The 17,511-nt window shown below is 63.4% G+C and carries 16 protein-coding genes; 8 read left to right on the forward strand and 8 right to left on the reverse strand.

The window, feature by feature from the left end:
* Window positions 1–9: 9 nt before the first annotated feature.
* Genes GJ699_RS11280 through GJ699_RS11305 form a run of 6 tightly spaced genes read left to right on the forward strand, consistent with a single transcriptional unit; the run spans window position 10 to window position 6,594 of the window.
* Window positions 10–975 (forward strand): ABC transporter substrate-binding protein, encoded by a 966-nt coding sequence (locus GJ699_RS11280; RefSeq protein WP_154376168.1) that lies wholly within the window; start codon window positions 10–12, stop codon window positions 973–975.
* A gap of 8 nt (window positions 976–983) precedes the next feature.
* Window positions 984–2,543: a sugar ABC transporter ATP-binding protein gene (locus tag GJ699_RS11285; RefSeq protein ID WP_154376660.1), complete on the forward strand. Its 1,560-nt coding sequence runs from the start codon at window positions 984–986 to the stop codon at window positions 2,541–2,543.
* Window positions 2,536–3,612 carry an ABC transporter permease gene (locus GJ699_RS11290; protein ID WP_154376170.1) on the forward strand — a complete coding sequence of 359 codons (1,077 nt, stop codon included), beginning with the start codon at window positions 2,536–2,538 and terminating at the stop codon, window positions 3,610–3,612. Before GJ699_RS11285 ends, GJ699_RS11290 begins: the two co-directional genes overlap by 8 nt.
* A gap of 5 nt (window positions 3,613–3,617) precedes the next feature.
* Window positions 3,618–4,616: a galactofuranose ABC transporter, permease protein YjfF gene (gene yjfF / locus GJ699_RS11295; RefSeq protein ID WP_371867532.1), complete on the forward strand. Its 999-nt coding sequence runs from the start codon at window positions 3,618–3,620 to the stop codon at window positions 4,614–4,616.
* 23 nt (window positions 4,617–4,639) lie between these two features.
* On the forward strand, window positions 4,640–5,599 hold the full coding sequence (locus GJ699_RS11300) for a glycoside hydrolase family 43 protein (protein WP_154376172.1): 960 nt from the start codon (window positions 4,640–4,642) through the stop codon (window positions 5,597–5,599).
* Between the two features lie 56 nt (window positions 5,600–5,655).
* A complete protein-coding gene (locus GJ699_RS11305) occupies window positions 5,656–6,594 on the forward strand; it encodes a LysR family transcriptional regulator (protein WP_154376174.1) in 939 nt (312 codons plus the stop codon).
* Between the two features lie 3 nt (window positions 6,595–6,597).
* Here GJ699_RS11305 and GJ699_RS11310 read toward each other — a convergent pair whose 3' ends face one another.
* A complete protein-coding gene (locus tag GJ699_RS11310) occupies window positions 6,598–7,017 on the reverse strand; it encodes a response regulator (protein ID WP_154376176.1) in 420 nt (139 codons plus the stop codon).
* Window positions 7,010–7,513, reverse strand: a complete 504-nt coding sequence (locus tag GJ699_RS11315) for a GAF domain-containing protein (protein ID WP_154376179.1) — start codon at window positions 7,511–7,513, stop codon at window positions 7,010–7,012. The genes GJ699_RS11310 and GJ699_RS11315 overlap by 8 nt, the downstream gene beginning before the upstream one ends.
* A 155-nt stretch (window positions 7,514–7,668) precedes the next feature.
* Between GJ699_RS11315 and GJ699_RS11320 the strand changes: the two genes are divergently transcribed.
* Both GJ699_RS11320 and GJ699_RS11325 read left to right on the forward strand, forming a co-directional pair.
* Complete coding sequence (locus GJ699_RS11320; protein WP_154376181.1) at window positions 7,669–8,607, forward strand: bifunctional helix-turn-helix transcriptional regulator/GNAT family N-acetyltransferase; 939 nt, start codon at window positions 7,669–7,671, stop codon at window positions 8,605–8,607.
* 65 nt (window positions 8,608–8,672) lie between these two features.
* Window positions 8,673–11,090 carry a penicillin acylase family protein gene (locus tag GJ699_RS11325; RefSeq protein WP_195763521.1) on the forward strand — a complete coding sequence of 806 codons (2,418 nt, stop codon included), beginning with the start codon at window positions 8,673–8,675 and terminating at the stop codon, window positions 11,088–11,090.
* Here GJ699_RS11325 and GJ699_RS11330 read toward each other — a convergent pair.
* The 6 genes from GJ699_RS11330 to GJ699_RS11355 form a co-directional block, all read right to left on the reverse strand.
* Window positions 11,026–12,225 carry an acyltransferase family protein gene (locus tag GJ699_RS11330; RefSeq protein ID WP_154376184.1) on the reverse strand — a complete coding sequence of 400 codons (1,200 nt, stop codon included), beginning with the start codon at window positions 12,223–12,225 and terminating at the stop codon, window positions 11,026–11,028. The two genes, GJ699_RS11325 and GJ699_RS11330, sit on opposite strands and share 65 nt — an antisense overlap.
* A gap of 97 nt (window positions 12,226–12,322) precedes the next feature.
* Entirely contained in the window at window positions 12,323–13,105 is a 783-nt protein-coding gene (locus GJ699_RS11335) for a 3-hydroxybutyrate dehydrogenase (RefSeq protein WP_154376186.1), read from the reverse strand.
* Window positions 13,106–13,129: 24 nt separating this feature from the next.
* On the reverse strand, window positions 13,130–13,696 hold the full coding sequence (locus tag GJ699_RS11340; protein WP_154376188.1) for a carboxymuconolactone decarboxylase family protein: 567 nt from the start codon (window positions 13,694–13,696) through the stop codon (window positions 13,130–13,132).
* A 314-nt stretch (window positions 13,697–14,010) separates the two neighbouring features.
* Window positions 14,011–14,718, reverse strand: coding sequence for a LytR/AlgR family response regulator transcription factor (locus GJ699_RS11345; RefSeq protein ID WP_154376190.1), 708 nt, complete (start codon window positions 14,716–14,718; stop codon window positions 14,011–14,013).
* On the reverse strand, window positions 14,706–15,776 hold the full coding sequence (locus tag GJ699_RS11350; RefSeq protein WP_154376192.1) for a sensor histidine kinase: 1,071 nt from the start codon (window positions 15,774–15,776) through the stop codon (window positions 14,706–14,708). The genes GJ699_RS11345 and GJ699_RS11350 overlap by 13 nt, the downstream gene beginning before the upstream one ends.
* Window positions 15,777–15,779: 3 nt before the next feature.
* The gene (locus tag GJ699_RS11355) at window positions 15,780–17,414 is read right to left on the reverse strand and encodes a Na+/H+ antiporter (RefSeq protein ID WP_154376194.1); all 1,635 of its coding nucleotides are present in this window, start codon (window positions 17,412–17,414) and stop codon (window positions 15,780–15,782) included.
* Window positions 17,415–17,511: the final 97 nt, after the last annotated feature.

Consider the following 17,511-nt stretch of genomic DNA (forward strand, 5'->3'; position numbering starts at 1 on the left):
AGACATGCCATGACATGCAATCGCCGTACCGTATTGTCCGCCGGCCTGGCCGCCGCCTTCGCCCTGAGCGTCCCATCCGCCTTCGCCGCCAAGCCGCTGGTGATCGGCTTCTCGCAAGTGGGTGCCGAATCCGAATGGCGCACCGCGAATACCGTATCGATCAAGGACGCCGCCAAGAAAGAGGGCATCACTCTCAAGTTCGCGGACGCCCAGCAAAAGCAGGAAAACCAGGTCAAGGCCATCCGCTCCTTCATCGCTCAACGCGTTGACGTGATCGCGTTCTCGCCGGTGGTGGAATCGGGCTGGGACACCGTGCTGCGCGAAGCAAAACGCGCCAACATTCCAGTGATTCTGACCGACCGCGCTGTCAACGTCAGCGATCCTTCACTGTACGTCAGCTTCCTCGGTTCGGACTTTGTGGAAGAAGGCCGCCGCGCCGGCCGCTGGCTGATAGAGCGTCAAAAGAAAACGCCTGATGCCGTTTTGAATATCGTTGAACTGCAAGGCACCGTCGGTTCCGCGCCAGCGCTGGACCGCAAGAAGGGCTTCGAAGAAGTCATCGCCGGCAATGCCAAGTTGAAGGTGATCCGCTCGCAGACCGGTGACTTCACCCGCGCCAAGGGCAAGGAAGTGATGGAAGCCTTCCTGAAAGCCGAAGGCAAGAAGATCAACGTGCTGTATGCGCACAATGACGATATGGCGATCGGCGCCATTCAGGCGATCGAAGAAGCCGGCCTCAAACCGGGCAAGGACATCATCGTGATTTCGATCGACGGCGTAAAGGGCGCGTTTGAAGCCATGATCGCCGGTAAGCTGAACGTGACGGTGGAATGCAATCCGCTGCTCGGTCCTCAGCTGATGCAGATCGCGAAGGATGTCGCCGCCGGCAAGCCTGTACCTAAGCGCGTTGTGACCCAGGAAGGCGTATTCCCGGCCGAAACCGCGGCCAAGGAATTCCCAAACCGTAAATACTGATACCGATGATGACTCTCTCTTCCGCACCCCAGAACCCGGTGCTGGAGCTGCGCGGCATCAGCAAAGCCTTCACCGGTGTGCAGGCTTTGAATGGCGTGTCGCTCAATCTCTATCCCGGTGAAGTGCATACGCTGATGGGCCAGAACGGCGCCGGCAAGTCCACGCTGATCAAGGTGCTCACCGGTGTGTATGCGCCGGACCATGGCCAGATTGTGCTGGCCGGCCAGGCGATTCAGCCGCAGTCCACGCTGGATGCGCAGAACCATGGCATCAGCACGGTGTATCAGGAGGTGAATCTTTGCCCGAATCTGTCGGTGGCGGAGAACATCTTCATAGGCCGCTATCCGCGCAAGTTTGGCCGCATCGATTGGGCCGACATGACGAAGCAGGCCACCGAGCTGCTGGAGCGGATGCAGATTCGTATCGACGTCACGCTGCCGCTGGCCAGCTATCCGCTGGCGATCCAGCAGATGGTGGCGATTTCGCGCTCGCTGCTGGTGTCGGCCAAGGTGCTGATTCTGGACGAGCCGACTTCCTCGCTGGATGAGAAGGAAGTCGATCTGCTGTTTAGCGTTCTGCGTGGCCTGCGCGAGCAGGGCATGGCGATCCTGTTCGTGACTCACTTCCTCGATCAGACCTATGCGATTTCGGATCGCATCACCGTCATGCGCAACGGCGAGCGGGAAGGGGAGTACCTTGCCGCAGACCTGTCGCGCGTTGATCTGGTCAACAAGATGGTCGGCGCGGTGGTCGCGACCGAGGCGGCCGGCACGGCGACGCGCGCGGATGCCGCCGCAGCGGCGGGCCAGGCGAAGGCGGACGGCTCGCGCTTCCAGTCCTTCCTGCGCGCGGTCGGTTTGAGCCGCAAGGGCGCGCTGCAGCCGATGGATCTGGAGATCCGCCAGGGCGAGCTGCTGGGTCTTGCCGGCCTGCTGGGTTCCGGCCGTACCGAAGCGGCGCGCCTGCTGTTCGGCGCCGACAAGGCGGATAGTGGCACCATCACCATCGAAGGCAAGGAACGCAGCCTGTCGACGCCGCGCGATGCGATCGCCGCCGGCATCGGCTTCTGCTCGGAAGACCGCAAGCATGAAGGCGCCATACTCGAACTGTCGGTGCGCGAAAACCTGATCCTGGCGCTGCAAGCCCGCATGGGCATCATGCGCGCCATTCCGCTGAAACGTCAGCAGCAGCTGGCGGAAGAATATGTGAAAGCGCTGGGCATCAAGACCGCCAGCATCGAAACGCCTATCGGCTCGCTCTCCGGCGGCAACCAGCAGAAGGTGCTGCTGGCGCGCTGGCTGGTGACCGATCCCAAACTGCTGATCCTGGACGAACCGACGCGTGGCATCGACGTGCGCGCCAAGCAGGAAATCATGGATTACGTCTCGGCGCTGTGCAAGAAGGGCATGTCGATTCTGTTCATCTCGTCCGAACTGCCGGAAGTGCTGCGCGTCAGCGACCGCATCGTCGTCATGCGCGACCGCAAAACCGGCGGCGAATACCCGCGCGGCGCGCTGGACGAAACCACCGTGCTGCACGTGATCGCGGCGGGAGACCAGCATGCATAGCCCAGTCGCGCGCGCCGCCGCCCCAACCAAAGCCAGTATGCCTATGTTCGTGCAACATCCATTATTCCGCCCCTTGGCCGCACTGGCGATCCTGCTGTTGATCGACCTGTTCATGGTACCGGGCTTCTTCCATCTGGAGATCAAGGACGGCCACCTGTACGGCGCCCTGATCGACATCGCCAACCGCGCCGCGCCGCTGATTCTTGCGGCGATCGGCATGACGCTGGTGATCGCCACGCGCGGCATCGACATCTCGGTCGGCGCCACCGTCGCCATCAGCGGCACCGTCGCCGCCATGCTGATCGGCGGCACCATGGTCATGAACAACGGCACCCCGGAATACGTGGCCAACACGCCGATGTGGCTCTCACTGGCCGCCGCCATGGGCGTGGCACTGCTGTGCGGCGCCTGGAATGGCGCGCTGGTCGCCGGCCTGGGCCTGCAACCCATCGTCGCCACGCTGATCCTGATGGTGGCCGGCCGTGGCCTGGCGCAGCTGCTGACCGATGGCCAGATCATCACCGTCTACTATCAGCCATTTTTCTTCCTCGGTAGCGGCTATCTGTTTGGCCTGCCATTCTCGCTCTACATGGTGGCGGCGGTGTTCATCGTCACCGCGCTGCTGCTGCGTAAGACGGCGCTCGGCCTGTTCATCCAGTCGGTCGGCATCAACCCGGTGGCCGCGCGCCTGGCCGGTTTGAAGACCGCAGTGCTGATCTTCTTCGTCTACGTGTTCTGCGCCGCCTGCGCCGGCGTGGCGGGGCTGATGATCACCTCCAACATCAAGAGCGCGGACGCCAACAACGCCGGCCTGTTGCTGGAGCTGGACGCCATCCTGGCCGTCACGCTGGGCGGCACCTCGCTGGCCGGCGGCAAATTCAGCCTGGCCGGCAGCGTGATCGGCGCGCTGATCATCCAGACCCTGACCTACACCATCTATTCGCTAGGCTTGCCGCCGGAAGTCAATATGGTGGTCAAATCGGTGGTCGTGTTCCTGGTCTGCGTATCGCAATCGCCTGAATTCAAAACCATGTGGCGCCGCGCCTTCCCGGCCCGCGCGAAGGGTTAAGCATCATGAGCACTATGATTACCGCCGCCGGCCTGCCGGCCCGTTCGATCACCTCGTCGCCGTACTTTACCTCGCTGATCACCGTGTTCCTGCTGGTGATTCTGCTGGCGGTGGGCGGCGCGGCCTATCCCGGCTTCCTGTCGCTGCAGGTGATGTTCAACCTGCTGATCGATAACGCCTTCCTGCTGGTGATCGCGATCGGCATGAGCTTCGTCATTCTGTCCGGCGGCATCGACCTGTCGGTCGGTTCGGTGCTGGCGCTGACCACCATGATCTGCGCCTACATGCTGCAAACCTGGCACTGGAATCCGCTGGTGGTGATCGCGATCGCACTCGCCATTGGCACGCTGTTCGGCGCCGCCATGGGGGCGCTGATCCACTACTTCAAGCTGCAGCCCTTCATCGTCACCCTGGCCGGCATGTTCCTGGCGCGCGGCCTGTGCTACCTGATCAGCATTAACTCGATCACCATCGAAGACCCGTTCTTCGTCGCGCTGTCGCAAACCCAGCTGCCGATCGGTGATTGCTTCATCTCGCCGGGCGCCGTGATCGCGCTGGTGACGCTGGCCGCCGCCATCTACGTCGCGCACTGCACGCCGTTCGGCCGCGCCATCTACGCGGTCGGTGGCAACGAGCAATCGGCGCTGATGATGGGCCTGCGCGTGGCGCGCACCAAGGTGTTGATCTATGCCTTCAGCGGCTTTTGCGCCGCGCTGGCGGGCATCCTGTTCTCGTTCTACATGCTGTCCGGTTACGGTCTGCATGCGCAGGGCACCGAGCTGGATGCGATTGCGGCCGTGGTCATCGGCGGCACGCTGCTGAGCGGCGGTTATGGTTATGTGGCCGGCGCGCTGACGGGCGTGCTGGTGCTGGGTTCCATCCAGACGCTGATCGCCTTCGACGGCACCCTCAGCTCGTGGTGGACCAAGATTGTGATCGGCGGCCTGCTGTTCATCTTCTGCGTGGTACAGCGCCTGATGTCGCTGCGTACGAATAAAAAATAAATCGATAAACATTGGAGAGCATTTTGAAAAAGAGTCTGATTTTCGCCGCTGCGGCGAGTTTGCTGGCCGGCGCCGTACAAGCGGCCAACCCGCTGTTCCCGAAACTGTTCACCGCCGATCCCGCCGCGCTGGTGGACAACGGCACCGTCTATCTGTACGTCGGTCACGACCAGGCCACGGCCACCGACAAAGACTACGTGATGAAGGAATGGCGCGTCTACAGCAGCTGCGACATGAAGAACTGGACCGACCGTGGTTCGCCGCTGGCGCCGTCAGCCTTCAAATGGGCGATCGGTAAAGTCGACGCCTGGGCCGCCGACATCACCAAGCGCGATGGCAAGTACTACTTCTACGCCACTGTCGATCACGCCAGCATTCCAGGCCGCGCCATCGGCGTCGCCGTGTCGGACAAGCCGGAAGGCCCGTTCGTCGACGCACGCGGCTCGGCGCTGATCACCAATGACATGACGCTGGAATCGAACATCGCCTGGGACGATATCGATCCCGCCATCTTCCAGGACGACGATGGTCAGGTTTATCTCTACTGGGGCAACTCGGTGCTGAAGTGGGCCAAGCTGAAACCGAACATGACCGAGCTGGATGGGCCTATCCACACCGTGGGCGTGGAGCGCTTCACCGAAGCCTCGTATCTGCACAAGCATAACGGCACCTACTACCTGTCGTACTCGCGCGAATTCCCCGAGGAGACCGCGTACATGACCGGTCCAACCGCCACCGGCCCATGGAAGTACCAGGGTGTGATCATGTCCAAGAACCAGAAGGTGAAGACCATCCACCAGGCCATCATCGCCTTCAACGGCAAGAACTACATCTTCTACCACAACGCCAAACTGCCGGGTGGCGGCGAGTATCGTCGTTCGGTGGCGGTGGAGGAGTTCAGCTACAACGCCGACGGCACCATTCCGTTCATCAAGCAGACCAAGGAAGGCCCGGCGGCCAATCCTAGTGCTGCGTGCAAGTGATATCGATTCCAACGATATTGTTCAGTCTTCAATATCGATCGTGATATCATAAAAATATGGACACTAATCCGAACTGGTTCCTGCGCGCGCGCCTGAAAACGCGCCAGCTGCTGCTGCTGATCGCGCTGGACGAACAACGCAACATCCACCGTGCTTCCGAAGAGCTGCACATGACGCAACCCGCCGCGTCCAAGCAGCTCAAGGATCTGGAGGAGATGTTGGGCGTGCAGCTGTTTGAGCGTCTGCCGCGCGGCATGGAGCCGACCATTTACGGCGAGACCATGATCCGCCACGCCCGCATGGCGCTCACCAGCCTGTCGCTGGCGCACGAGGACATCGTCGCCATCAAGGCTGGCCTGAGTGGCCAGGTCGACATCGGCACCATCATGACGCCGGGGATCGCGCTGCTGCCGCAAGCGATCACCCGCACCAAGCAGCAGGCGCCCAAGCTGCGCGTGGGCGTGGAGATGGAACAGTCCAACGTGCTGCTGGAGCAGTTGCAGCGCGGCCGGCTGGACTTCATGATCGGCCGGATTCCGGAGCGCGAAAGCGCGGCGGGGCTGAGCTACGAAGAGCTGGGCGACGAGCCGGCTTGCGCGGTGGTGCGGGTCGGCCATCCGCTGATGAAGTCGAAGAATCTGCAGTTGCGCGACATCTCCAACCAGCCGTGGATCCTGCCGCCGCAAGGCTCGATTCTGCGCGCACGCTGTGAACTGATGTTCCGCCGCGCCGGCCTGGAAGTGCCAGTCAACGTGGTCGACACCACGGCGGTGCTGCTTATTAAGCCGCTGCTGCAGCAGACCGACGCGCTGAATGTGATGCCGATCGCGGTGGCCAAGTATTACGAATCGCAGGGTGTGCTGAACATCCTGCCAATCGAGCTGCCGTGCCGGATGGACGCTTTCGGCATCATCACGGTGGATGGCCATATCCTGTCGCCCGGCGCCGAGCTGCTGCTCAAGTCCGTGCGCGAGGTGGCGCAGGCGATCTACTGACGCCTATCCCGGCGCGGGCTTGGCGCCGAACGCCTCAAACGCTTCCAGCAGCACCTTGGCGCGGAAGGGTTTGAGGATGACGCGGTTGATCTGACGCTCGCGCAGTTCCCGCATCAGGTCCGCCGTGGCCTGATCCACCATCACGGCAATCGGCATGTGAGCGTCGCTGGCGGACAAGCCGTTGCGTACCTTATCCAGCAAGGCCAGATTGTATTTGTGCTCAGGGTTGGCGCCGCAATCGATTGAGATCACCGCGCCATGGTAGGCGCGTTCGCGCAGCATGCGGTCGGCCTGCTGGAGGTTGGCCGCTTCGTGCACGATGCCCATGCCCAGCGAGCGCGCGGTCAACGCGACCGTCTTGCGCAGCAGGTTTTGTTCTTCCACCAGCAGCATGTTCAATGCTTTGTTCGCGCTTTCAGGCATGCGGGGCCTCCGTGGAAGCGGTCAGTTCCTCCACCAGCAGGTCGCGCAGCGACGAGATGATGGCGAGTTCGGTGGCATCCAGTGTGCGTGGACGTTGGCTAATCAAGCATAGCGTGCCGATTACGTACCCGTTGGGCATCGCCAGCGGCGCGCCGGCGTAAAACACCACATTGGGCGGGCCCGCCACCAGCGGGTTGTCGGCAAAACGCGGATCGATGCGCGCATCGGGCACCACGAAGATATCGCTCTGCAGAATGGCGTGGCCGCAGATGGAGACGTCGCGATCGGTCTGGCACACGTCGACGCCGACGCGGGCCTTGAACCACTGGCGGTTCTCGTCCACCAGTGAAATCAGCGCAACCGGCACGTCAAACTCGTGCGCGGCAAATTGCACGATTTTGTCGTAGCGTTCTTCAGGCGGTGTATCGAGGATCAGCATCTCGCGCAGGGCGGCGAGACGGTCGCTGTCGTTGTCGGGAATCGGCGCAGCTAACATGGCGAGGGACGGCGCGATGGCCGCATAGTCGACGTTGTGCTTACTTTAACATTCCTGGCCGCGAAAGGCGCATCGGTGTGCGCAGGTGCGACACTTTGTTGACTCAGTCAGCAATGTACCGCAAAATGCGCTGGTTGCCGTTCCATGGAGTCCGCATGCCCGCCCCAGTTATCAGTGACCGCGTTGCCGCGGTCCGTTCCTTCAATCGCTTCTTCACGCGCCAGATCGGCGTACTGCGCGAAGGGCTGCTGCACAGCGAATTCACGCTGACCGAAATGCGCGTGCTGTACGAGCTGGCCCACCATGGCGACCAGCCATCCGCCACGCTGTGCCGCGACCTGGGACTGGATCGCGGTTACCTGAGCCGCATCGTCGCCAAGTTCGAAAGCGCCGGGCTGGTGGCCAAGGTGCCATCGGCCACCGATGGCCGCGCCAAGCTGCTGCACATGACCGAGCAGGGACGTGCAGTCTATGAACCGCTGGACCGTCGCTCGCGCGAGGAAGTGGGCGATATGCTGTCGCGTTTCGATGAACCGGATCAGCTGCGCATGCTGGACGCGATGCACACCATCCGCGAACTGCTGGACCGCCAGAGCGGCATGAAGTACGCGCAGCCGTTCGTGCTGCGCGCGCATCGCGCCGGCGACATGGCCTGGATCACGCGCCGTCACGGCGAGCTGTATGAACAGCAGCAGGGCTGGGATCGCAGCTTCGAAACGCTGGTCGGCCAGATCTGCGCCGACTTCGAGCGCAACTTCAATCCGGCGCGCGAGCATTGCTGGATCGCCGAGATGGCGGGCCATCCGGTTGGCTGTGTCGCGCTGGCGGACAGCGGTGAAGAGGGCGTGGCCAAACTGCGGCTGCTGCTGGTGGAAGAGCAGGCGCGCGGCTATGGCCTGGGCTCGCGGCTGGTGGACGAGTGCCACAAGTTCGCCCGCGCCGCCGGCTACCGCAAAATGCGGCTGTGGACCACGGACCAGCAAAAGGAAGCGCGCCACATCTATCAGAGCAAGGGCTATCAACTGGTGGCCGAAGAGCCGGTGCATGCCTTCGGCCATGATATGGTCAACGAGACCTGGGAGTTGTTCCTCTAATCTGCCGATTGCCGCTGCCGCCTCTCTCTGGCACTATTGCCAGCTTGTCGCTAATAACAATGAGGATGGCAATGCAAAAAAACCGGCTGCTGGTGTGGTCCAGACGTGTGCTGTTGATCGTGGTTGGCCTGGTGTTGCTGGCGGTCGCCGGCGGCTGGCTGTATTTACGCGGTAGTCTGGCGCAGCTGGATGGCTTGCGGCACGCGGTCGGCATGCAAACCACGGCCAGCGTGGCGCGCGATGCGCATGGCATTCCGCTCATCAGCGGCGGCACCCGTGGCGACGTCGCCTATGCCACCGGTTACGTCCACGCGCAGGAGCGCTTCTTCCAGATGGATCTGCTGCGCCGCGTGGCCGCCGGTGAGTTGGCCGAGCTGTTTGGCGAACGCGCGCTGCCGGTCGATAAAGCGCATCGTTTCCACCGCTTCCGCGCCCGTGCCCAGCTGGCGGTGCAAGCCATGCCAGCCGCCGATCGCGCGCTGCTGGATCGCTACGTGGCCGGCGTCAACGATGGGCTGCATGGGCTCAGGTTCAGTCCATTTGAATACGCGCTGGTCGGCATGTCGCCGCGCGACTGGGAGCCGGCCGACACCATGCTGGTGATCTGGGCCATGTACTTCGACCTGCAAGGCAACCAGGAAGCGCGCGAACTGGCGCGCGGCTGGTTCCGTGACCACGCCAGCGAAGAGCAGCGCGCCTTCCTGGCGCCGACCTCCACGCCATGGGATGCGCCGCTCGACGCGCAGAACATCGCCGCCGCCGAGATGGCGATACCTGCCGCGCCGCCGGCATGGTGGGGCAAGCCGAAAGCCGCCGACGCGCCGGTTGTGGCCAAGGTGGCGCAGGCTGAATTCCTCAACACCATCGGCAGTAACAACTGGGCCGTGTCGGGCGCGCGCAGCGACACCGGCGCCGCCATCGTCGCGGACGATATGCACCTTGGTATCCAGCTGCCGGCGATCTGGTATCGCGCCGCGCTGCAGTTCCCGGACGGGCAGGGCGGCCAGCGCCGCATGGTCGGCGTAACGCTGCCTGGTGCACCGTTCATTGTGGTCGGCAGCAACGGCCATGTGGCATGGGGCTTCACCAACAGCTATGGCGATTACGTCGACCTGATTGCGCTGGACAGCGATCCATCCAAACCGGGCCAGGTGCGCACCCAGGCCGGCTGGGAGACGCCGGCTGTCAATGAAGAGACCATCCTGGTTAAAGGCGCGCCGGCGGTCAAGCTGGCGGTGCGCGAAACCTCGCTGGGACCGATCCGTGAATCGCAGGGCCACAGCTACGCGGTGCATTGGACCGCGCATCTGCCGGGCGCCGTCAATTTCAACCTTGGCAAGCTGGAGTCGGCCGACACGCTGGAGCAGGCGTTGGCGATCGCGCCCACCATGGGCGTCCCGGCACAGAACTTTGTCGGCGGCGATGATAAGGGCAACATCGGCTGGACCATCGCCGGCCCGCTGCCGCGCCGCGCTGTTACTGGCGGCGTGGCCGCCACCTATCCGCTCAGCGCCGATGATGCGGCCGGCGTGTGGCAAGGCTGGCTGGCGCCGGCCGACTATCCGAAAGTGGTCAATCCCGGCACCGGCCACGTTGCCACCGCTAACAGCCGCCAACTGGCCGGAGATGGGGCGCAGATAATCGGTGACGGCGGCTTTGACCTCGGCGCGCGCACGCATCAGGTGCGTGACGACCTGGCGGCGCTGGGCGCGAAAACCGATGTGAAAAAAGTCTACGCCATCGGCCTCGATAACCGCGCGCTGTTCTTGAGCGCCTGGCGCGAGCGCGCGCTGGCCGCGCTGGATGCCAAGGCCGTCGCCGGCAACGCGCAGCGCGCCGAAGCGCTGGCGCTACTGAAGGATAGCTGGGATGGCAAGGCCAGCGTCGACTCGGTCGGCTACCGCATCACGCGTGGCTTCATGTACGCGGTGTACGACATCGTCTACGAAAACGCCAATGCTGAACTGGCGAAGATCGATCCGAAATCGACCATGGCCTCGGTCAGCGCGCGCTGGCCGGTGGTGCTGGCGCAGCTGCTGGACCAGCAGCCGGCCGGCTGGCTGCCGCCGCAATACGCCGACTGGCAAGCCTTACAGCTGGCGGCGCTGGACCGCGTGGTCGCGGACCTGACCAAGGACGGCCAACCGCTCAAGGCCGCAACCTGGGGGCAGCGCAACACCGCCACCAGCGCGCATCCGATGGCGGCCTCGATTCCGCTGCTGGGCAAATACCTGCGCGTGCCGGCTGACCAGCTGCCGGGCGATCAGCACATGCCGCGTGTCGCCGGTCCGAACTTCGGCCAGTCCGAGCGCTTGAGCGTGTCGCCGGGCCATGAAGAGCAGGGCATCCTTAACCTGCCCGGTGGCCAGAGCGCCCATCCGCTGTCGCCGTGGTTCCTGGATGGCCGCATCGATTGGCTCACCGGGCGGGAGTCGCCGCTGCTGCCTGGGCCTGCGGCGTATACGCTGACTTTTGTGAAGTAAGACCGAATAGTGGGCGCAGCATGGCGATGCGGCGCACCACTTCGAACGTGCCGAAGCTGATGGCGAAGGTCAGCACGATCAATATCGCGCCCTCAACGCCGGGCGCCAGCTTGACCGGCTTGAGCGCATGCGCCATCACCACGATCAGCGTCTGGTGCAGGATGTAGACCGGGAACACGGCTTCGGTCAGATAGCGTCGCTTGGCACTGTCGAAGTTCAGGTGGCGGTGGCCGAAGCCGCACACGGTCAGGATTGGCGTCCACTGGCACAGTGCGTACACCACCCGCATCACTGGCCGCCATTGCTGGACTTCCGGCGTGTTGGCCAGTGCCTCCGGTATTGACCAGTAGCAGATCAGCAGCGCCCAGCTGGCGAGCCACAGGCCCAGCGCGGTCCAGCGCAGCGTTTCGACACGCGCCCAGAAGCCGGTCTGCGTCGCCAGCAGCACGCCCAGCGCAAACAGAAAGCCATACTGTGCGTGGTTGTACCAGTCACCTCCCAGCGCGTGGGTGCTGGGGTAGTGATCGGCCAGCGTCATGCGCGCCACGGCCATCACCGCCACCGGCAGTGCGACGATGGCCCAGCCGCCAAGCAGGCGGCCCACTGCATCACTGACGCGCCCCAGGCGTGCGCCCAGCAGCCAGGCGGCAAGGCCGGCGACCATGGTGTAGACCCACAGGTAGGCCACGAACCACAGGTGATTCCAGGTCGGCATGATGAGACAATCGTCGCTGCGGCAGAACCCGTGGTAGCGGGCGACATACAGGCGCATGAACTCCGCATAGCTGCCCTGGTAGGCGACTTTTTCCACCACTTCCAGGTAAGCCTGCGGCGGCACAATGACGAACATGCCGAACACCAGCGGCACCAGCAGCCGCCAGCTGCGCTGCCGCAGCAGCGCACCAATCCGCACCTTTTGCAGCATGAAGGCGGTGGCGACGCCGGAGATCATGAACAGCAATCCAAGCCGCCATGGCGAGGACAGTATCATCAGCGGTTCGATGGCATCGCTGGCGTAGGGGCTCTTGACGTGCCAGTCCCAGCTCACGTAGTACATGCCGGTGTGGTAGAAGATCAGCAGGCAGAAGGCGAAGATGCGGATCCAGTCGAGGAAGTACAGGCGTTGATGATTCATGGGCGGCTCCTTGTCGATATAGCCAGACTAAGGAGCGGCGCGGCGGCCGTCGAGCGCTGTGGGGCGAAACGGGCGCCGCGTGGGGCGAGTCGGATGTTTACTGCATGAACCAGCCGTGGCTGACAACAATTGACTGGCCGGTCAGCGCGTTGGTCGGGAAGGCGGCCAGGAACAGCGCGGTCTGCGCGACGTCGTCGACGGTGGTGAATTCGCCGTCCACGGTCTCCTTCAGCATGACGTTTTTGATGACCTGTTCCTCGCTGATGCCCAATTCCTTGGCCTGTTCCGGAATCTGCTTTTCGACCAGCGGCGTGCGCACGAAGCCGGGGCAGATCACGTTGGCGCGCACGCCGTGCTTGGCGCCTTCCTTGGCCACGGTTTTGCTCAGGCCAATCAGGCCGTGTTTGGCCGTCACATACGGCGCTTTCAGCACCGAGGCTTCCTTCGAGTGCACCGATCCCATGTAGATGATGCTGCCGCCGCGCTTTTGCTCATACATGCGCTTCAGGCAGGCGCGCGTGGTGAGGAAGGCGCCGTCCAGGTGAATGGCCAGCAGTTTCTTCCAGTCGGCGTAGGCAAACGATTCGATCGGGGCGACGATCTGGATGCCGGCATTGGAGATCAGCACGTCGATGCCGCCCAGTTTGTCGGCGGCGGCGGCGATGCCGGCTTCCACCTGTTCTTCATTGGTGACGTCCATCGCCACCGCAATCGCGCGTTCGCCGGAGGGATCGAGTTCGGAGGCGGTGGCCTGGGCCGATTGCAGATTCAAGTCGGCGATGACGACCTTGGCGCCGTTCTGGAAAAACACGGTGGCGATTTCCTTGCCGATGCCGCTGGCGGCGCCAGTGACTACAGCTACTTTGTCCTTGATGCTCATGATGTTCTCTTTCTAAAGGTGGAGTTATTCGCGTTCCGGCACTGGCACATTAAAGCCGTTCAGCGTGGTCGACACCAGCGCGTACAGGCCGACCAGGTAAATCAGCTCATTGGTGCCGTGCTGGCCGAAGGTGGCGATGGCCAGCCGGTACAGCGGTTCGGGCAGCGTGCCGCCGCGACTGAGCTTGTAGGCAAAGTCGAAGGCGACGTTTTCTTCCTTCGACAGGTCGACCGGCTTGAGGTTCGCCACCAGCGCCGCCAGCCGCTCGGCCGACATGCCGGCCCGCTCGGCCACGGCGACGTGGGCGTACAGTTCGTAGGCGGCATCGTAGCTGGCGCCGACCACCAGGATGGCGATCTGGCGCACGTTGTCGGGCAGGGTGGCGTTGGCGGTCATCGCTAACGTCAGATCCCAGATCGCTTTGCCGATCTGCGGTTCGTGCAACCACGGGTTCCATGGCCCCATCAGGGCGCCATCTTCGCGTTCGACCTTGAACGCGTTGAAGTTGCTGGCGATGCCTTTACGCATGTCGTCGTACAGCGGTTTTTGCTCGGGAGTGAGTTCGCTTGGGGGGATAAGTGGGAGTCGCAATCTGTCCTCGCATGAGAGTTGATCGGAATGGGCGAGGCAAGCGAGATCGCGCAGGGCTGACACCTTGCCTCAGCCGCGATTCTGGCAGTTTCAAGATGAGTCTGGCGTTCGATTGACACCAGTAAATAACGGCCGCTTGCCTGCTAAATATTGTGGCTTGGACGGCAGCGCGCCACAACCCCACTTTAGGCAGGGTTAACGTGGAACCGGGACCCAGGCTGCGCCGGCGCCGTCCTTGCCGATCATGCTGATGGCGGGCCAGCCGTGTTGTGTAACGATTTGTTTCAGGTGCTTCTGGTTCAATCCTCGGATTGTCACAGTGCGAGGCGGGTGGCGACGTCGGGGCGGTATTGGCGGCTCAAGGGGACGCGGGCGCCGCCGCGCAGCAGTAGTTCGCCGTCGCCTTTGTCGAGGTTGACGATGCTGGTCACCCAGTCCAGCTGCACGGCGGCGCGGCGGTGGCAGCGGATGAAGCGTGGACCGAGTTTGTCGAGCAGGCTGGCCAGGGTTTGGCGGATTAGCGGTTCACCGTCGGCGGTGTGCAGGATGACGTAGTTATCGGCGGTTTCTATCCACTGGATCTGGTCGACCTTGACGATGCGGGTGCCGTTGCGTTCCGGGACTAGCAACTGGGTGACCGCCGGCAGGACGGTGGCTGCATGCTGTTGGCCGAGGCGTTCGCGGGCGCGCTGCAGGGCGCGTTGCAGGCGAATCTGGTCGTAGGGCTTGAGCAGGTAGTCGATGGCGTTGGCGTCGAAGGCGCGGATGGCGTATTCGTCGTAGGCGGTGACGAACACCACCAGCGGCGCCGGCGAGGGCAGGGAGGCGGCGACGTCGAGCCCTGTCACTTCCGGCATCTGGATGTCGAGCAGCAGCAGGTCGGGCGCGAAAGAGGCCAGACGTTCCAGTGCTTCGACGCCATCACGCGCTTCTTCTATGTCGCTGATGCCTGGCTCCAGCGACAGCAGGTGCCGCAGCTTGTCACGCGCCGGACGCTCGTCGTCGACAATCAGGATGCGCATGGCAGCCTCAGTTCCGCCCGCACCCCGGCCGGCGACAATGAAGTCAGCGCGAACGATGCGCGCTCGCCGTACAGCGCTGCCAGACGCTCGCGCAAATTGCGCACGCCGATGCCGCCCGCGCCAGCCTCGCGAGTCGCGGCATCGGGCAGGTGGCCGCTGTCGTCATCGAGCCGTAGTACCAGCGTATCGCCGTCGCGCTGGACGGAGATGGTGATGGCGGTCGGCTGGCGGCGCTTTTCCACCGTATGCTTGAAGACATTCTCCAACAAAGGCTGCATGCTCATCACCGGCACCGCGCAGGCCAGCAGCGCATCGTCGATCTGCCAGGCGATGCTCACGCGATCCGAAAACCGCTCGCTCATCAAGGCCGCGTAGCCGCGCAGCAGGCGCAACTCGGTCTCCAGCGGCACCAGATGACGCTCGCCTACGTCCAGCGTGGCGCGCAGCACGTCCGACAGCTGGATCAGCATCGCATCGGCGCGCGCCACATCGCTATACATCAGCGACGATATCGTGTTCAGCGCGTTGAACAGGAAATGCGGCTGCATTTGCTGGCTAAGACGCAGCAACTGCGCCTCGCGCAAGGAGGCATTGGCGCGCTCCACCCGCAGCTGTTCTTCCTGCATGGCGCGGAACGACAGCAGGCCGAAGGCGATGGTGGCGAAGATGAAGAAGTACACCGTCATCTTGATGTCTTCATACAGGTAGACCTGCAGCCAGCCCTCGTGCGGGTACTCCTGCCCAGCCAGCGCATACACGGCGTGCCGGATGCCAAACGCGATTGGCACGAAAGCCGTCCAGAACACCAGCAACCATGGCAACTGGCGCAGGAACCAGCGGCCGGGCGTGGCGATCAGCGCGTCGTACTTGCGTGTAAAGCGCCGCTGCGCGAGCAGCAGCAGGGTGCCGGTCAGCGCCGACGAGGATTCCCACAGCACCGGCTTCCACAAATCGTGATGATGGTCGCGCAAATACTCCTGCACCGCAGTGGAAATCATCAGCAGCCAGAATAGAATCCAGGCGGTGGCGATAACGGTCTGGGTGCGTGGTCGCTGCATGGCTTAACGGTAGCGTGCTTCCATCAGATCGATTTCGCGCACCAGCTTGCGCGAAATCTCATCCGAGATGTGATCATGCCGCGCCAGATCGAACACCGTGCGGCGCTCGGCCGACAGCGCGGCCAGCCGCAATTCCCGCTCGGCGGAGTCGGTCTTGCGCCACGCCTGCTCGCTCTCCGGATCAACCTCCTTCAGCTTGTGCTCATAGAACGCGATCACCCGCGCCGCCGCCTGCGGATACACTTCCGGATCGATGCAGGCATCCGACTCCATCAACTCCACCTGGGTTTTCTCGATCGCGCTGATGGCCGCATTGGCGGCCGCGCGGCGTGCCAAGTCTTCTTCCTGCTGCTCCTCCGGCTCGGCCGGGAAAGTCATGCCGGCCAGTAGCCGGGGCAGGGCGATGCTGGCCACCAGCAGCGAAATCAGAATCACCGAGCAGGCCAGGAAAATGGTCAGCGCGCGCGCCGGGAATGGACGGCCGTCCGGCAGCATCATCGGCAGCGTCAGCACGCCGGCCAGCGTGATGGTGCCGCGTGCGCCGGCCAGCGTGGTGGCCAGCAGCAGGCGCGGATCGATCTTGTGACGCGGCTGATGGCGGAACTTCTGTTTGAAAATAGTCAGGCGCAGCGAAGCCCATACCCACGCCATGCGCAGCACCAGCAGGCCGAAGGTGATCGCAAACGCATACGCCACCAGCCACCAGCGGTTGACATGGCCGCTTTCCTCCAGCGAGGTGCCGGCCAGGCGGAAGATGTCCGGCAGCTGTTCGCCCAGCAGCACGAACATCACGCCGTTCAGCGAGAATTGCACCATGTCCCATACCGCCGAACGCTGGATGCGGGTGGCGGCGTGGGCGTGGCCGCTCAGCTCCACGTAGCTCATGGAGACGCCAGCCGCCACTGCGGCCAGAATGCCGGATGCGTGCAGGCGTTCGGCCACCAGATAGGCACCGAAAGGTATCAGCAGGTTGACCAGAATCGGTGAGCCGGGTGGCTCGCCAAAGTGGCGCGTCAGCCAGCGCTGCACCCAGGTGATGATCAAGGTGACGCCGACGCCGGCCGCGATGCCGGCCACCACCAGCCAGACGAAGGTGAGGGTGGCGGTTTGCAGCGAGAAGGCGCCAGTCATGGCCGCCGCCACCGCGAAACGGAAGCACACCAGGCCGGAGGCATCGTTCAGCAGCGACTCGCCTTCGAGGATGTGCATCAGCCGCTTCGGAATCGGCGTGGTCGAGGTGATGGCGCTGACCGCGATCGGGTCGGTCGGCGAAACGATGGCCGCCAGCGCGAACGCCACCGGCAGCGGCATGGCCGGAATCAGCCAGTGAATCAGCAGGCCGGCACCCACCACGGTGAATACCACCAGGCCAAACGCCAGTTCGAGGATGGTGCCCTTGTCGCGCAGCAGGCCGCTCTTGGGGATGCGCCAGCCGTCAAGAAATAGCAGCGGCGGCAGGAACACCAGGAAGAACAGCTCCGGCTCCAGGTCCACGCCATGCGATGATTTGGCGGCAATCAGCGCGCCCAGGCCGATCTGCACCAATGGCAGCGGGACGGCGCGCGGCAGCACCCGTCCGATGTAGGCGCTGGCCACCACGGCCAGCAACATGATCAGCACAATTTCAATTGAATCCATTCAGTCCCTTCTGGTTTACAGCAGTCAAATCAGGCTAAGCTTACACTATTGGAAGTTTGGTAAAAAGTGCACTAGCGTAAGCGCAATGTTTCTGGCA

Source organism: Duganella guangzhouensis (assembly GCF_009674535.1).
Classification (GTDB): domain Bacteria; phylum Pseudomonadota; class Gammaproteobacteria; order Burkholderiales; family Burkholderiaceae_D; genus Rugamonas; species Rugamonas guangzhouensis.

Bases quoted from the DNA above. Each gene is read 5' to 3' on its own strand.
- GJ699_RS11280 (WP_154376168.1), top strand. From the start codon at position 10: ATGACATGCAATCGCCGTACCGTATTGTCCGCCGGCCTGGCCGCCGCC.
- GJ699_RS11285 (WP_154376660.1), top strand. From the start codon at position 984: ATGACTCTCTCTTCCGCACCCCAGAACCCGGTGCTGGAGCTGCGCGGC.
- GJ699_RS11290 (WP_154376170.1), top strand. From the start codon at position 2,536: ATGCATAGCCCAGTCGCGCGCGCCGCCGCCCCAACCAAAGCCAGTATG.
- yjfF (WP_371867532.1), top strand. From the start codon at position 3,618: ATGAGCACTATGATTACCGCCGCCGGCCTGCCGGCCCGTTCGATCACC.
- GJ699_RS11305 (WP_154376174.1), top strand. From the start codon at position 5,656: ATGGACACTAATCCGAACTGGTTCCTGCGCGCGCGCCTGAAAACGCGC.
- GJ699_RS11310 (WP_154376176.1), bottom strand. From the start codon at position 7,017: ATGCCTGAAAGCGCGAACAAAGCATTGAACATGCTGCTGGTGGAAGAA.
- GJ699_RS11315 (WP_154376179.1), bottom strand. From the start codon at position 7,513: ATGTTAGCTGCGCCGATTCCCGACAACGACAGCGACCGTCTCGCCGCC.
- GJ699_RS11320 (WP_154376181.1), top strand. From the start codon at position 7,669: ATGCCCGCCCCAGTTATCAGTGACCGCGTTGCCGCGGTCCGTTCCTTC.
- GJ699_RS11325 (WP_195763521.1), top strand. From the start codon at position 8,673: ATGGCAATGCAAAAAAACCGGCTGCTGGTGTGGTCCAGACGTGTGCTG.
- GJ699_RS11330 (WP_154376184.1), bottom strand. From the start codon at position 12,225: ATGAATCATCAACGCCTGTACTTCCTCGACTGGATCCGCATCTTCGCC.
- GJ699_RS11335 (WP_154376186.1), bottom strand. From the start codon at position 13,105: ATGAGCATCAAGGACAAAGTAGCTGTAGTCACTGGCGCCGCCAGCGGC.
- GJ699_RS11345 (WP_154376190.1), bottom strand. From the start codon at position 14,718: ATGCGCATCCTGATTGTCGACGACGAGCGTCCGGCGCGTGACAAGCTG.
- GJ699_RS11350 (WP_154376192.1), bottom strand. From the start codon at position 15,776: ATGCAGCGACCACGCACCCAGACCGTTATCGCCACCGCCTGGATTCTA.
- GJ699_RS11355 (WP_154376194.1), bottom strand. From the start codon at position 17,414: ATGGATTCAATTGAAATTGTGCTGATCATGTTGCTGGCCGTGGTGGCC.